This window comes from Psychrobacter sp. 1U1 (assembly GCF_051847535.1).
Taxonomy (GTDB): Bacteria; Pseudomonadota; Gammaproteobacteria; order Pseudomonadales; family Moraxellaceae; genus Psychrobacter; species Psychrobacter saeujeotis.
Window position 1 is genome coordinate 284,072 of the sequence record NZ_JBPYDD010000004.1, and the last position, 14,176, is coordinate 298,247.

The following is a 14,176-nucleotide window of genomic DNA, read 5'->3' on the forward strand; positions in this document are numbered from 1 at the left end:
GGTACTTATTCATTTAAAATAGCTGTAATTTCATACTATTTATAAGATTACAGCCAATAAAAGCAAAAAATGGAGCACAATACGTGCAATTACTTTGTTGATATAGATATTATGCGGTCACCTATGGCATTATTAAACGTAACGAAGAAAATTCCTCCACACATTACTTGTTAAGGATAATAACTGACTATGTACGATCAACTCAAAAACTTAGAAAAAATGATACTCGATATAAAAAAGCAGTATCAGCTCGTCAGTAGCGAACTTAGCAGCCTCAAACAAAAGCCAAATAGCGACCCAAAAGAACTAGCAGCGCTTAAAACCCAGCTAAACAGCTTTAAATCTGAAAACGATAATGCCAAAAAACAGTTGGGCGATCTGGATAAACGCTATCAAAGCCTCGCTGAAGCACATCATATGATTGGCGAAGAACAAGACCAACTGCATAAACAGATAAATGATTTGCAGCATAAGAATAATGAGCTACAACAGCACAACAATGAACTCAAACAACAAAATAGCGATATCAAAAAGCAAAATCATGACTTACAAGAAAAAAATCAGCTCGCCGCTGAACGTACGCAAGTCGTACTAAAACGATTGACGCGTATTGATCAAATGGAAGGCTAAGCATAGTTTTTTATATACTTTAATTTAATAATGCTGCGGTGCATCATGTATTAATGATGTCTGGGCTAATGATACTATTTTAACGACGTTAACTTGTAGGATTCTCTATGACTGATAACAATAGCAACGCCACTCAAAAAGACAAACTGCAATCTCAGCAAAACCAAAATGAAGCATCAAAACAGCGCGCTGACAATGCAAACTTGACTTCTAACAACTCAGCTTCTAGGAGCTCTGCCTCTAATACAAGCGCAAAACCTGCGACTTTGGAACCAGAAATGAAAAAAGTAGACATTGTCATCGCTGGTGTGACCTATCAAATTTATTGCCCTGCAAATGAAGAAGCGGAGCTACGCTCAGCAGTATATTATATCAATGACTTTTTGCTCAATATCAAAAAAGATGCGCCGAACTTAAGTCAAGAAAACTTACTCGTACTATGCTGCTTGAACCTTTATGAAAAAATTCATGCTCATAAAAAATCAGATGACGAGACTGCTCAAGCATCTAAACAAGCTGAAGCACTGCTTAGCAAAATTATGAAAGATGCACAGTCTATTTTGTAAGCTCATAAATGACAGACTACCCTTCTGGCTGATAATGCTTACCAGCATGAAAGTCTGCTTGATGCTCATAATTACAAAAAAATAGTTCTTTATTGGCTACAGTATGCCCATCGCTATCTGTGGCCAAATTAGGCTGGCTTTCGAGGACGCCGCGATATTCAGCCAAGCTGTGCCCACAAAAATCGCAATTGCGCGGTGTGGTCACATCCCCTTCTTTTGGCATCATACTTTTGGGTGCTCGTGGGTACATGAACTTATAAAACCCCCACATTGAGACCCAAATAAGAATGATTATAATAATAGCAGCAGCCACGGTCATGCTCCTTAGATAGATAATTTATATACTATAGGTACGGTATGAAGTGTACTGTAAGCACAATCTTTGCTCTGTTTGTTTACTGTCATATTAATTGTTACCAAGCGCTTAGCACTTTTTAAAAACGCTTTTTAAAGAGAATAAAAAACTGACTCATTAGGGTCAGTTTTTTATTATTAGTGCACTACTTTGCAAAAACAATTTAAGCGAGCTTAAACCATAAGGTTATAGTTGTAGCTCGCTGATGTCAGCCACGGTTAAGAACAAGGCTCGTACTTGTTTGAGCAAGGCTAAGCGGTTGTTTTTAAGCGCTGCATCGTCACTATTGACCATCACGTTATCAAAGAACTGCGTCAATGGCCCATCTAAGCTGGCGAGCGTTTGCAATATTTGCGTATAATCAGCTTGCTCAAGTAGCGGTTCTACAGCCTCTTGTGCTTGCTGAACAGCTTGATACAGATTCTGTTCGGCCGCTTCGCTCAGTAATGCTTCATCGACATTGTCAGCAACGGTTATTTCTGACTTGGCTAAAATATTAGCCACCCGTTTGTTAGAGTCGGCTAACATCGAAGCTTGAGGCAACTCGCTAAACGCTTGTACTGCGCGAATACGCTGATCAAAATCTAGTGGCATATGCGGATTAATCGCTTGTACTGCTTGGATGGTATCGACGCTCACTCCTTGCTCTGTATACATCGCTCGATAACGCGAATTTAAGAACGCCATCACTTGGGTGAAAGTATCACCCATCTTAGTGATTTTGCTGCCATCGCTTGTGCTGTAGCCTTTGATCGCTTGCTCAACCAATGCTACCAAATTAATCGGTAGCTGTTTTTCAATTAAAATCCGCAAGATACCAATAGCAGAGCGACGCAGGCTAAACGGATCTTTTGAACCAGTTGGCGCTTGATCGATTGCAAAGATACCGACGAGCGTATCTAAGCGATCAGCTAGCGCTAAGCAGATACCAATCTGCGTCTGCGGTAATATATCGCCGCTAAATTTAGGCAAATACTGCTCTTGCAGGCTTGTAGCGACGGCTTCTGGCTCATCATTTAAACGCGCATAATAAGTACCAGCGATACCTTGCAATTCAGGATACTCACCAACAAGCGAGCTTGCCAAGTCCGCCTTGGACAACATAGCCGCGCGTACTGTTTCATCAACACTAATATCACGATCTTGCTGTTGCATCAAGGTAGCAATAAAGGCAGCAAGCTTAGCAATACGCTCAGACTTTTCCCAAATCGTACCCAGCTTGTCTTGAAACACACGGGTTTTGAGGCTTTCAGTTAGTGCAAACAATGGCTGCTTTTGATCTTGTAAGAAGAAAAACTCGGCATCAGCCAGACGTGGTCGCACCACTTTCTCATTACCCTCGATGATTTGATTGGGGTCTTTTGACTCGATATTAGTAATAAAAATAAAGTACGGTTGCAACTTACCTGCTTTATCAGTCAAGCAAAAGTACTTTTGATCCGCTTGCATGGTGGAGATTAGCGCTTCTTGTGGCACTTGCAAAAAGCGCGGCTCAAAGCTTGCACGTAATGCAATAGGGTAATCGACCAACGCCGTCACTTCATCAAGCAAGTCTTGCGGCACGATCGCATCAGCATTGACTTCATCCGCCAATGCTTTGACTTGGTTTTTGATCATTGTTTGACGCTTATCAAAATCGGCCACAACTTTTAGGTCAGTAAGGAGCTCCTCATAATCATTGGCGTGAGCAATATTATGATAGTCAGGACTGTGGAAGCGGTGACCGCGGGTTTGATTGCTGGTCTGATGTCCCTGAATCGTCGCATCAATGACAGCATCATCTTGCATTAATACTGTCCACTGTACTGGACGCACGAACTCATCACGACTTGCACCTGTACGCATGCGTTTGGCAATTGGCAAATTATCTAGCGCTGCCTGAAAAATAGTAGGCAGTAACTCAGTCGTTGCCTGACCATGAATGGTCTGCTCGTAGCCAACATAATCGCCTTTGTCGGTGTTGATAGTGACAAGCTCGCTGGCATCGATGCCTAAGCCTTTGGCAAAGCCCATTGCTGCGCGCGTCGGGTTACCATCAGCGTCAAATGCCGCTTTAATCGCAGGGCCACGCTTTTGTTCCATGCGGTCTGGCTGCTTATCGCTGATCCCTTGAATCTGAAGTGCCAAACGACGCGGTGCAGCAAAAGCTTTAATACTATCAAAACTAATATTAAATTCGTTTAATTGTTCGATGACACTGGCTTGCATGGCATCACGTAGTGGTTTTAGGCTTTTTGGAGGCAGCTCTTCACACCCCAATTCAAATAATATCGTACTCATGGGATGCTCCTATTTATTATTAGTCGTTTGATGATTGTCGTTAGACTGGTTTTTGTCCGCTATTTCAGCTGCCGTCTCAGGCTCTTCTTTTGGCAAATACTTATCAAGCGCCGCTTGACGGTGATCGTCATCTGCCAATGGAAAACCAAGCTTGGCACGCGCTTCGACATAACTAAGAGCCACTTTACGCGCTAGCGTTCGCACACGTAAAATGAAGCGCTGACGTTCAGTAACCGAAATAGCACCGCGTGCATCGAGCAAATTGAAAGCATGTGAGGCTTTTAGCACCATCTCATACGCTGGTAATGGCAAGCCTTCGGCAACCAATTTATCCGCTTGCGCTTCATAAAAATCAAAAAACTCACCCATCTTTGGCACATCAGCGTGCTCAAAGTTATAGGTTGATTGTTCAACTTCGTTTTGATGAAAGACATCGCCATAGGTGACACGGCCAAACTCACCATCTGTCCAAACCAAGTCATAAACACTATCGACGCCTTGTACATACATCGCCAAGCGTTCAAGACCATAAGTAATCTCGCCTGTGACTGGGAAGCATTCAATACCGCCGACTTGCTGAAAATAAGTGAACTGCGTCACCTCCATACCGTTGAGCCAAATCTCCCAACCAAGCCCCCAAGCGCCAAGCGTAGGTGATTCCCAATTATCCTCAACGAAACGCACATCATGCACTAAAGGATCAATACCAATGGCTCTTAATGAGTCTAAATATAACTCTTGGATATTGGGCGGGTTGGGTTTTAGCACTACTTGAAACTGATAGTAATGCTGTAGACGGTTGGGGTTATCGCCGTAACGGCCATCAGTTGGACGACGTGATGGCTGCACATAAGCGGCGTTCCAACACTCAGGACCAAGTGAGCGCAAAAAAGTCGCCGTATGAAAGGTACCCGCGCCAACTTCCATATCATAAGGTTGCAAGACCACACAGCCTTTGTCAGCCCAATAATTCTGTAAGGTTAAGATTAAATCTTGAAAAGTCATCGGTTGAGAATTCATAAGAAAATCACTATGGAATTAAGAAGGTTAGACCGAACGTAACAAACATCTATGCTAACTGTTCGTGTAGCGCATTTGGCTACATATCTATTTGCCTGCTCACCTTACTAAAAAACGGATATTTTATCCATATTTACCGCAACTAAATTTATCTTGCTAGTAAGTCATATCGAATAATAAAATGGTATCTAGACATTCATAAACGTCATGATCATCAAGTAGCGTAAAACCAGACAACAAAAAAATACCCAGATGAATTAACATCTGGGCAGGAGGAAAGCTGTATGGCTGCTATTGATTTATGCTTAAGGCTTGTGCACTTTATAAGCAACCTTTGTAGCATGTTACTGTTATTATTATTCGTTTATTAAGTTTGATAATGCTGTACAACTGACTATAAATTATATTACTGATAAGACTGATTTGAGGCTTTAGGCATAACGATCCATAAGATAACGTAAATTAATATGCCAGGTACTGCTGCACTCAACGTAGAGATTATTACAAATAAAAGGCGTACCCAAGTTGGTGACCAACCTACATACTCTGCAATACCTCCCATCACACCAGCGATCATACGGCTATTTTGTGAACGATGTAATTTTGCTAATTTACCCAAAATCCATACCTCTTCTTTTTTTACTTTCAATTAGCGTTATTATTATAAAATGCGTGAAAATCATGCTTTGAACAACTATTAGAAAACCAAACCGTTATTAACTCAACTTTCAGTAAAAATTCTAATAGTGTTTGTTTGCGCATTTGTTATTTTTTGACTTGAGATAATTATAGCAATGATTTACTTACCATCTGTTATTCATATAGGTATGCTTTGTGAATTTATGCTACTTAAACTTACCCTAATATATCGATGACCACCTCTAACTACCTGATTTTAAATAGGTATTTCAAAATGTTTCAGAATAAACTTTGTTACGCTTATCTTTCTCTTATTCTACTGGTAGTTTGCTCTGTTACTTTTGATATAAAAGTATGGTTAGTCAATAATGGATAATTTTATCGTTTGATATAGTGACGTATTGAAATAGACTCACAAAAACCAAGCAGTAGTTTACAATAAGGTACCTGCATCAGAGCGAAAAGCTTTATATAGTCTGTGCTAAGTAATGCTTTGTGTCATATAATCCATAATAAATAACAGATAAAAATTTGAGCAATAAAACATTTGATAAGTCACTTTTAGAGAACAACTTAGGGAACAATATGTACGATAACGGCTTGATGATTGGACACTTTGAACCGCTACACTTAGGGCAAATGCGTAGTATTTTAGACGCTGCAGGACAAGCAAAATCGTTACACATCATCATTACCGCTCACCCGTCACCGCATCCAGACTTCACTATTACGCTACAAGATAAAGCCCGCTGGCTCCAGATGGCTTGTGCAGATCTGCCGTTTATCCACATTCACACCACTCATGAGATTGAGCTACCACTTCATGATAGCTTTGATGATATCAAGATTGATGTCCCAGCCAGCAATGCTAGACTGCAACGTTTAATCGCTGCGCTCAACTTACCCGCAGAAGCGGTTTTATTCGTCGCGGATAATCATCCATTGGCGCAGAGCGACATTCATGAGCAATTACTGATGACAGTGGTCACTACCCCACTTCAGCCTGAATTTGACTCTTATGCTATCGCTTGTGATCCCATCGCCCATTGGTCAGCGATTCATCCACAAGCACGCGGTGATTACACAAAGACGGTCGCTATCGTTGGCGGTGAAAGCTCAGGGAAGACCACTTTAGTCCATAAGCTTGCTAACTATTATGGGGCGAGTTTTGCGTTAGAGATGGGACGCTTGTACGTAGGGACGGACTTAGGCGGTAGTGAAATTGGTCTACAATACAGTGATTATGGGCCTATTGCGCTTGATCATGCACAGGCCATTCGAGATGCTACTGCTGTAGCAACCGCCCCTGTTACTATTGTTGATACAGATTTTGTGACCACACAAGCATTTTGTGAAGAGTATGAAGGTCGTACTCACCCATTTGTCACTGCCAGTATTGACGAGTTTCGCTTAGACCATACGATCATGCTAGATAACAACACACCATGGGTTGACGATGGCATGCGCTCATTGGGAGACCCTAATGCACGTGGACGTTTTGAGCAGCGTCTTATCGATATATTTGCACGGCATGATATAGCACCATATTTGATCGATGAACCTGACTACGACGCTCGCTATCAGCAAGCGTTACGATTTATCGATCAGTATATTTATGGTAAAAACATACCAAAATCATAGTTTAAAGTTTCACCATAATCCGAAGTTTCGGAGATTCACGAATACCACATTTATAATAATATCATTTTTGTCAGTACCTCCCTGATATATTTTTAGGAAAACAAGTTATGCGCATTCAGCTATTAGATAACATTACTGGAAAATGGTCCATGCAATGGATTGTTATCTGGTTCATTTGCGGTGTGGTTGCACTATCTACAGGCTTTTGGCTCACTACAGAACACACAACCCTTGACATGTTTTATTTGGGAGTCTCTTTTGTCGGCTTGATCTGTGTGGTGTCGCTGTCATTTCGCAAAAACGTCATGGGTAACGGTCTTGGTATGGCGGCGACCGCTGGTGAGGTGGTCGTACAAGCAACGTCTGGTGCAGTGGGCTTGATGCTTGCGCCATTATTTAACTTTTTTACCCATGTTTATGGATTGTTTTATTGGTCCAAGCACACCGACCTCGATGGGGACATGGTACCTAAATCAGCCAGTAAATGGGTTTGGCTTATCACCGCCACCTTTATTGTCATTGGTTTAGCACTATTTCCGACAGTCAACGACATACTAGCAAGCTATGGTTATGCTGTTGTAGAAGATGATAATAGTAAGTTTTTGGGCGTTATTTCTTTTTTTTGGATCAACGTCTTAGCCTTTGTACTGTCTATTACCGCACAGGCTGCTATGGTTCTGCGCTATTCGTTTAACTGGTGGCTGTGGATTATCGTCAACTTCGTTTGGTTAATCGTAAACTTGATGTCTGGCAACTATATTTTTGCTATTCAAACCATGGTTTATCAAGTCAATGCCTTTATCGGCTTGTACGAATGGCATCGTAGCGAGCAAGATGCAGTAGAAGTTTAAAGTTAATAAGAATATTAGATAGTTAAATGGCGAATAACGCTACCAAAACAAGGCCTTATGACTGCATGGTCTAGCTAATAATATGGTAGATTGTCTTAGATAGTGTTAAAACTGATGGTTCAGTAATGACTTAACTACTCGTAAGCACTCAAACACTAACAAGGAGGTTAGTATGTCGCGTATCAATCGTACAGGTATGTCCAAACGTACACTCGAACAATGGCTCAGTGAGTACTCTGTCAGCCACCAAAACTTAGTCAATAAGAAAATTCATTGGCTTTGCGTCCCGACTATCTTTGTCAGCCTTTTAGGGATGGGAATGTCGCTCTCAGTCTGGTTTACTCTGGTACTTAGTGCTTTGGTATTACTATTTTATATGCAACTCTCTACGCCACTATTTATGGCGATGGGAATTTTCATTCTTATTTGTCTGTCAGTGATGAGCTTGCTGCCATGGGGATTTAAGATTTGGGCAGGTATTTTTATTGTCGCTTGGATTGGACAGTTTATCGGTCATAAAATTGAAGGCAAAAAACCATCGTTTTTTGAAGACTTACAGTTTTTATTGATTGGCCCTGCTTGGGTGGCCAACAGCCTTATGGGTGGCAAAAACAGCTAATAACCACCGTTTAACAGCGCAACGCTTTATGTTTAGCGCGCTATGTAGCCATAACTTACGTATTGATAATTTTTATACCTAAAAAAGCGCCACCCCTTAACTGGATGGCGCTTTTTTTAGCTCTTCATCTTTTATATTACTGAGCTTTGGTATTATTTACCAAATACTTTCATACGCTCTTCTACTGGCTTAAACTCTTTGTCGCCAGCTGGCTGCTCGATCGCACCAAACACCATTTGTGCATTCAACTCCCAGTCATCAGCGATATTCCAAGTATCGGCAACTTGCTGGTCAATTACTGGATTATAATGTTGCAAGTTTGCGCCAACATCGATACTTGCCAATGCCGTCCAAATCACATACTGATGCATGGCGTTGGTTTGGTGTGCCCAAATTGGGAATTTGTCCGCATATAAAGGCGCTGCTTCTTGCATGTTTCTGACCACGCCTTTGTCTTCAAAGAACAATATCGTACCGGCGCCTGCTTTAAAGCCTGCGATTTTATCTTTCGTACCTTGGAACTTCTCATCATCGCCAACTATAACCTTCAAGGTCTCTTCAGTGATATCCCACAGCTTTTGATGATCGTCACCGAATAATACAACGATACGCGTTGATTGTGAGTTAAACGCTGATGGCGTGTGCAAAATAGCATGCTCAACCAGTTTAATGACCTCATCACTAGACACTGGCAGCTTATTGCTTAGTGCATAGATAGAACGACGTTTTTCAGCCAATTGTTGTAGATCTTTTAGGTCTGACATAGATTTTCTCCAAATTATTAATGTGTATTGATTAAAATAAACGCTAGATGAGTATGATTAAAAAGTCATATCTGATAACCATCCACTAGATTAATTTCATTTATTATAAAGAAAACTGGATTAAATCCTTATTTCCTTTTTGTAAAAAAACTTAATTATGAATCTTCTTTAAAAAGATAATTTAACAAATCGTCTTTGTTATCAAATTAGCCTTTAAAGCCTTCAGGTAATTCTGGCGCTACCAACCGCTTCATATCAGAATCAACATCGCCAAAGCGCTCATGACCATTGTTCCAGTCAATAATTGATTGCTCAATCTCTTCTTTATTATCAGCGACGAAGTTCCACCATAGTAGTACTTGATTATTCAAAGGCTCACCGCCGATAAACATCACACGAGTACCCTTTTTAGCGACCAGCTTGATGCTCTCATTGTTAGCGACATCGCTATCGTGGAAGCGTAGTAGCTGATCTTGCGGACAGACTTTGCCTTCAGACTCAATCTCCCCTTCTGTGACTAAGATACCATATTCAAAACCTGGCTCTAGGTTCAGCGTGACTTCACCATCTTCAATGAAATATGCATCGATACCGACCATTTTTGAATACTGTATCGTAGGCGCCTCATAGCGCTCCCCTGTGATACTGTTATAGCTACCGGTCGTCAGAATCATCTCAACGCTATCTTCCGTCCACGTTGGTAGCTCTGGATAATGGTGGAAGCCAGGCTCAATCTCTTGGTCGGTTGGTAGTGCGATCCATAGTTGCACCATGCTTAGCGCACGTGCCGCATCTGGTGAGCCGCCCGTATCTGGAAAGACACTTTGCTCAGTATGGCTGATACCGCGATTAAGGCCTGTCCCTGCAGTCATGACATTGACTTGGTTTTTGGTAATAACTTGCTCGTTACCCAAGCTGTCTTTATGCAATACTTCGCCACTTAACATCCAGCTAAAAGTTTGCAGATTAGTATGCGGATGACGGCCGACTTGCATGCCTGAGTCATCTTCATCGAATTCGGCAGGGCCTGCATGATCCAAAAAGCACCAAGCACCAATAGGCTCTTTGCCTTTATTTGGTAAAAGACGGGCAATTGGAATACCGCCAACATCTGCCAAACGCGGTTCTAGGGTTTCGATACTCATGGTTCACCTCTTATTATCTATTATGTGACAGTCAATGTAATGAAAATGATACGGCCTGACATACGGTATGTAAAAATAAAAGTAACGCTAAAACATAGATGTTATAAATATCTCACCACGCTACTTTTAATTATCGTATTTTATAATCTTAACATCTTCTAAATATTATCATTTAAAAAGACGTATCTTATAAGCTCAAAGTGGCTTATAAACTCATCGGTACTTCCATTAGTAGTACTTTAGCGTCTTCTTCTACATCCATTGTGAAGTTCTTAGTATCCCAAACACCAAGGCCATCACGAGTATCCAAAGTGTGACCGTTTACAGTGACCTTACCTTCAAGAACCAATATATAAACACCGTTATTGGCATCGTTTAGCTGATAGGTCTGAGTGACGCCTTTATCAAAATCGCCCATGCTGAACCAAGCATTTTGATGAATCCACACGCCAGCATCGTCAGGATTAGGTGACAGTACTTGGGTGAACTCATTATGCTGCATGATATCGTCCATGCGTACTTGCTGATAACGAGGCTCTACATTCATTTTGTTTGGAATGACCCAGATCTGTAGAAACTTTACATCTTCTTCATTGTCGCCATTCATCTCACTATGCGTGATACCAGTACCGGCTGACATGACTTGGATTTCACCCGTTTCGATGATGCCGTTGTTACCAATATTATCGCCATGACCAAGCTTACCCGATAATGGAATACTAATGATTTCCATATCACGGTGCGAATGCTTACCAAAACCTTGACCTGCGCTCACATGGTCATCGTTGATTACGCGTAGTGCGCCAAAGCCCATACGTTCTGGATTGTGGTAGTTTGCAAAGCTAAAGGTGTGCTTGCTTTTGAGCCAGCCATGGTTTGCATCACCACGAGAATCTGCTGCATGATAGATAGTTTTCATAATTTATCCTTATTTATTGAGTAGTTAAACATGTCTGAAAATTTATAATTAACGAACTTGTCTAAACAATGGAGCTATTATAATTGTTGTTGGTTGAGAGATAAACAAGGTAAATAGCAAATAACTATTCTTATTTCAAGAACAATATAAAAACCTAAATAGAGTAATATATTCATAACAGAACAATCAGCATAAGCTGTTAATATTATTAATGTTAACTAAATTGCGTTAAATTTATAAAACGTTAAACACATAATATTAACTAATAAGGAAAGCTAAACATGTCTAATGAATCAAACAAACAGCCTCTAGATTATGAGGTCATTGACAATACTGAACAAAAACGTTTTGAGATCCATATTGATGATCAAATTGCATTAGAGGACTACGAGTTTTTTACTACCAGTCAGGGTGAAAAAGGCATCGAGTATAAACATACTGAAGTGCCAGAAGCGCTTGGTGGTCAGGGTATCGCCGGTTACTTAGTGAAATACATCTTAGATGATGCAGCGGCAAAGGGTTTAAGAGTTAAACCGACTTGTCCTTACGTCAAATCCTACATCGACAAGCATCCTGAGTATCAAGACAACTCTGTCTTTCATAACGCTACGCCGTAACTCACATTTTGAACATCAGATTTTAAAGACAAAAAAACGCCATGCTAAAAAGCGTGGCGTTTTTGATTTAACGATAAACTATTTAACCTTTTTCAAAAATCTTTACCTTTGATGGTTTACTCATTGAAGATTAGACTGTCGTAATTGAATAGCCCTACTTTAACAAATAATAAATTAACAGAGCGACTTAACAACACAAAAAGCTCTTAACCAATATTTTGTAAAAAGTCTTTGTCTCTGGCCAAAAATGACAAATAGAGTACAGGCAGCACAAACAAACCAACAGCCCAATAGCTTAATTTGACGTATAGTACAGCGCCTAACAGCGCGCCTATCACAAAGCTTATGACCAGTGCTGAGCTATGCCCTAACTTTTTGGCATTCTCAGACGTTCTATTGGATAAGTAGTCTGATAGACCTATCCCTAACTGCGTCGTATTGCCTGTCATTAGTACCGTTGGGCTCATGTGCTTGATAACTGTTTTGCTAGCAGTATTACGAATCGCCAACGCAGTTAAACCCAAACCTCCAGTTATGGCAACGGTAATAGCGCCTGCATCGATAAAAGGTTGAAAAGACAAGCCTGCAATCATAAATGCGGTCAAAAATACCGCTTCAGCGAATAATAAATGACTTAATATCAGCTGCTGTTTTTTACTTTTATCTATATATATCTTCGTTACTACCACCGTCAAAATAAACAGCGGTACAGATGCAAGCTTAATCCATAGTCCATCTTCGCCTTTTACCAGACCGCTACCTGCCAATACTAAGTTACCAGTCACATGAGCGGTAAAAAACCCAAATAACGTTATAAAGCCAATGGTATCAATGGCACCGCCAACGACTGTGAGTAACACTGGCGCTTGATAACGTTGCCAAAAGCTTGGCGAATTATTATTTCGAGCGCCGCCCTTATTATTCTTAGTTGAAGTATCGTTAGACTCAGTATCGTGAGAGGCGCTGTTATGCACCAGTATTTCCAGCAAACACGACAAACTCATCCACAAACTTTTGCAGGAATTTTTGCGTGCGCTCACTGACACTACCATCTTCATTTAGGCTATCAGTCGCATGGCCTAGGTATACTTCAGGGCTAATCATCATTTGAGCCGATAGCATCTGCATGCTTTTGCGTACATCGAGACCGCTAACTCTACCCCCATAAGTGCCTGGTGATGCTGTCACTACTGCTACTTTTTTGCCTTCCCACACACTCTCTTTATAAGGACGAGAGGCGATGTCGATGACGTTTTTTAAAGCAGCAGGCATGGTACGGTTATGCTCTGGTGTGACGATTAGTACTGCTTCAGCACTCTTTAACTGCTGACGAACGCGTTCGTAACTATCAATCGCTTGGTCATCATAATCTTGATTATAAAGAGGCAAGTCTGCGATATGCACTTCTGTCGCTGTGACGTTGTCAGGTAACTGCGACACTATAAATTCTGCAAACTTACGGTTAATCGACGCCTCTCGCAAGCTGCCAATAATAAGGGCTACATTTGTCGATGCGCTCATAATGATCTCCTTCGTACCGTAACATTAATTGTTTTAGTAATATTTAATAAACCGTTACTTATAATTTTTATTAGTGTAACGTTGTTCTTCTTGGTGCAGGGTCTTTATCGACTGAGTAAGCGCCTGAACCATGAGCAAATATCATTAAAAAACCACCCGCCATCGCGATGTTTTTCATAAATGGGTTCATCTGTGATTCATCATTCCAAAATTGATGGAAAAGAAGTGCAGAAACGATGTTGAAACCGACAAACAGCAACGATATTAGACGTGCTTTAAAGCCAATCAAGATAGCGATACCGCCCAATAACTCAAGTGCAATCACTAATGGTAGCAAGATACCTGGTACGCCCACCGATTCCATATAGCCTGCTGTCGCCGCATAACCTGTAATCTTACTAAACCCTGAAAAAATAAAAATCATTGATAAAAACAGACGACCGATAGGGGCGCTTATGTCTTGTAATTTATCCATTGCCACTCTCCATAAAAGTGTAAATTAAAATATTTATGAAAATAAATATATTTAAGTATTGTTGATTCAGTTCTTTAATGCACTCATTGTAGACATTGACTATACTTAGATAAACAGCAATAATCTCAAATATA

At 40.8% G+C, this 14,176-nt stretch carries 16 protein-coding genes; 6 read left to right on the forward strand and 10 right to left on the reverse strand.

Annotated features, from left to right (window positions below):
• Positions 1 to 189: 189 nt before the first annotated feature.
• Complete coding sequence (locus ACS8FB_RS07890; protein ID WP_439261932.1) at positions 190 to 630, forward strand: hypothetical protein; 441 nt, start codon at positions 190 to 192, stop codon at positions 628 to 630.
• A gap of 107 nt (positions 631 to 737) precedes the next feature.
• Positions 738 to 1,196, forward strand: coding sequence for a cell division protein ZapA (locus ACS8FB_RS07895; RefSeq protein WP_439261933.1), 459 nt, complete (start codon positions 738 to 740; stop codon positions 1,194 to 1,196).
• A gap of 16 nt (positions 1,197 to 1,212) precedes the next feature.
• Here the strand turns inward: ACS8FB_RS07895 and ACS8FB_RS07900 are convergent, their stop codons facing one another.
• The 4 genes from ACS8FB_RS07900 to ACS8FB_RS07915 form a co-directional block, all read right to left on the reverse strand.
• Positions 1,213 to 1,467: a hypothetical protein gene (locus ACS8FB_RS07900; protein ID WP_439262142.1), complete on the reverse strand. Its 255-nt coding sequence runs from the start codon at positions 1,465 to 1,467 to the stop codon at positions 1,213 to 1,215.
• Positions 1,468 to 1,737: 270 nt separating this feature from the next.
• The gene (gene glyS, locus ACS8FB_RS07905) at positions 1,738 to 3,831 is read right to left on the reverse strand and encodes a glycine--tRNA ligase subunit beta (RefSeq protein WP_439261935.1); all 2,094 of its coding nucleotides are present in this window, start codon (positions 3,829 to 3,831) and stop codon (positions 1,738 to 1,740) included.
• Positions 3,832 to 3,840: 9 nt separating this feature from the next.
• Positions 3,841 to 4,836, reverse strand: a complete 996-nt coding sequence (glyQ, locus tag ACS8FB_RS07910; RefSeq protein WP_439262144.1) for a glycine--tRNA ligase subunit alpha — start codon at positions 4,834 to 4,836, stop codon at positions 3,841 to 3,843.
• 421 nt (positions 4,837 to 5,257) lie between these two features.
• Entirely contained in the window at positions 5,258 to 5,470 is a 213-nt protein-coding gene (locus ACS8FB_RS07915) for a PspC domain-containing protein (protein ID WP_299217695.1), read from the reverse strand.
• 605 nt (positions 5,471 to 6,075) lie between these two features.
• Here ACS8FB_RS07915 and nadR point away from each other — a divergent pair.
• The 3 genes from nadR (at position 6,076) to ACS8FB_RS07930 (ending at position 8,601) form a co-directional block, all read left to right on the forward strand.
• On the forward strand, positions 6,076 to 7,131 hold the full coding sequence (gene nadR, locus ACS8FB_RS07920) for a multifunctional transcriptional regulator/nicotinamide-nucleotide adenylyltransferase/ribosylnicotinamide kinase NadR (RefSeq protein WP_439261937.1): 1,056 nt from the start codon (positions 6,076 to 6,078) through the stop codon (positions 7,129 to 7,131).
• Between the two features lie 107 nt (positions 7,132 to 7,238).
• Complete coding sequence (gene pnuC / locus ACS8FB_RS07925; RefSeq protein WP_439261939.1) at positions 7,239 to 7,982, forward strand: nicotinamide riboside transporter PnuC; 744 nt, start codon at positions 7,239 to 7,241, stop codon at positions 7,980 to 7,982.
• Positions 7,983 to 8,154: 172 nt separating this feature from the next.
• Positions 8,155 to 8,601 carry an Mpo1 family 2-hydroxy fatty acid dioxygenase gene (locus ACS8FB_RS07930; protein ID WP_439261940.1) on the forward strand — a complete coding sequence of 149 codons (447 nt, stop codon included), beginning with the start codon at positions 8,155 to 8,157 and terminating at the stop codon, positions 8,599 to 8,601.
• A gap of 152 nt (positions 8,602 to 8,753) precedes the next feature.
• Here ACS8FB_RS07930 and ACS8FB_RS07935 read toward each other — a convergent pair whose 3' ends face one another.
• From ACS8FB_RS07935 to ACS8FB_RS07945, 3 genes are all read right to left on the reverse strand, one after another.
• On the reverse strand, positions 8,754 to 9,365 hold the full coding sequence (locus ACS8FB_RS07935; protein WP_439261942.1) for a nitroreductase family protein: 612 nt from the start codon (positions 9,363 to 9,365) through the stop codon (positions 8,754 to 8,756).
• Between the two features lie 206 nt (positions 9,366 to 9,571).
• Positions 9,572 to 10,510 (reverse strand): pirin family protein, encoded by a 939-nt coding sequence (locus tag ACS8FB_RS07940; protein ID WP_439261944.1) that lies wholly within the window; start codon positions 10,508 to 10,510, stop codon positions 9,572 to 9,574.
• A gap of 205 nt (positions 10,511 to 10,715) precedes the next feature.
• Positions 10,716 to 11,429, reverse strand: coding sequence for a pirin family protein (locus tag ACS8FB_RS07945; protein WP_439261946.1), 714 nt, complete (start codon positions 11,427 to 11,429; stop codon positions 10,716 to 10,718).
• A gap of 281 nt (positions 11,430 to 11,710) precedes the next feature.
• On the opposite strand from ACS8FB_RS07945, the gene ACS8FB_RS07950 reads away from it, so the two are divergent.
• Complete coding sequence (locus ACS8FB_RS07950; RefSeq protein WP_439261948.1) at positions 11,711 to 12,046, forward strand: GNAT family N-acetyltransferase; 336 nt, start codon at positions 11,711 to 11,713, stop codon at positions 12,044 to 12,046.
• A gap of 206 nt (positions 12,047 to 12,252) precedes the next feature.
• Here the strand turns inward: ACS8FB_RS07950 and ACS8FB_RS07955 are convergent, their stop codons facing one another.
• The 3 genes from ACS8FB_RS07955 to ACS8FB_RS07965 all read right to left on the reverse strand — a co-directional run bounded on the left by ACS8FB_RS07955 (position 12,253) and on the right by ACS8FB_RS07965 (position 14,042).
• Positions 12,253 to 13,050 carry a YoaK family protein gene (locus ACS8FB_RS07955; RefSeq protein WP_439261949.1) on the reverse strand — a complete coding sequence of 266 codons (798 nt, stop codon included), beginning with the start codon at positions 13,048 to 13,050 and terminating at the stop codon, positions 12,253 to 12,255.
• Positions 13,013 to 13,567, reverse strand: a complete 555-nt coding sequence (locus tag ACS8FB_RS07960) for an NADPH-dependent FMN reductase (RefSeq protein WP_439261951.1) — start codon at positions 13,565 to 13,567, stop codon at positions 13,013 to 13,015. The genes ACS8FB_RS07955 and ACS8FB_RS07960 overlap by 38 nt, the downstream gene beginning before the upstream one ends.
• A 70-nt stretch (positions 13,568 to 13,637) precedes the next feature.
• Positions 13,638 to 14,042 carry a DoxX family protein gene (locus ACS8FB_RS07965; RefSeq protein ID WP_439261953.1) on the reverse strand — a complete coding sequence of 135 codons (405 nt, stop codon included), beginning with the start codon at positions 14,040 to 14,042 and terminating at the stop codon, positions 13,638 to 13,640.
• Positions 14,043 to 14,176: the final 134 nt, after the last annotated feature.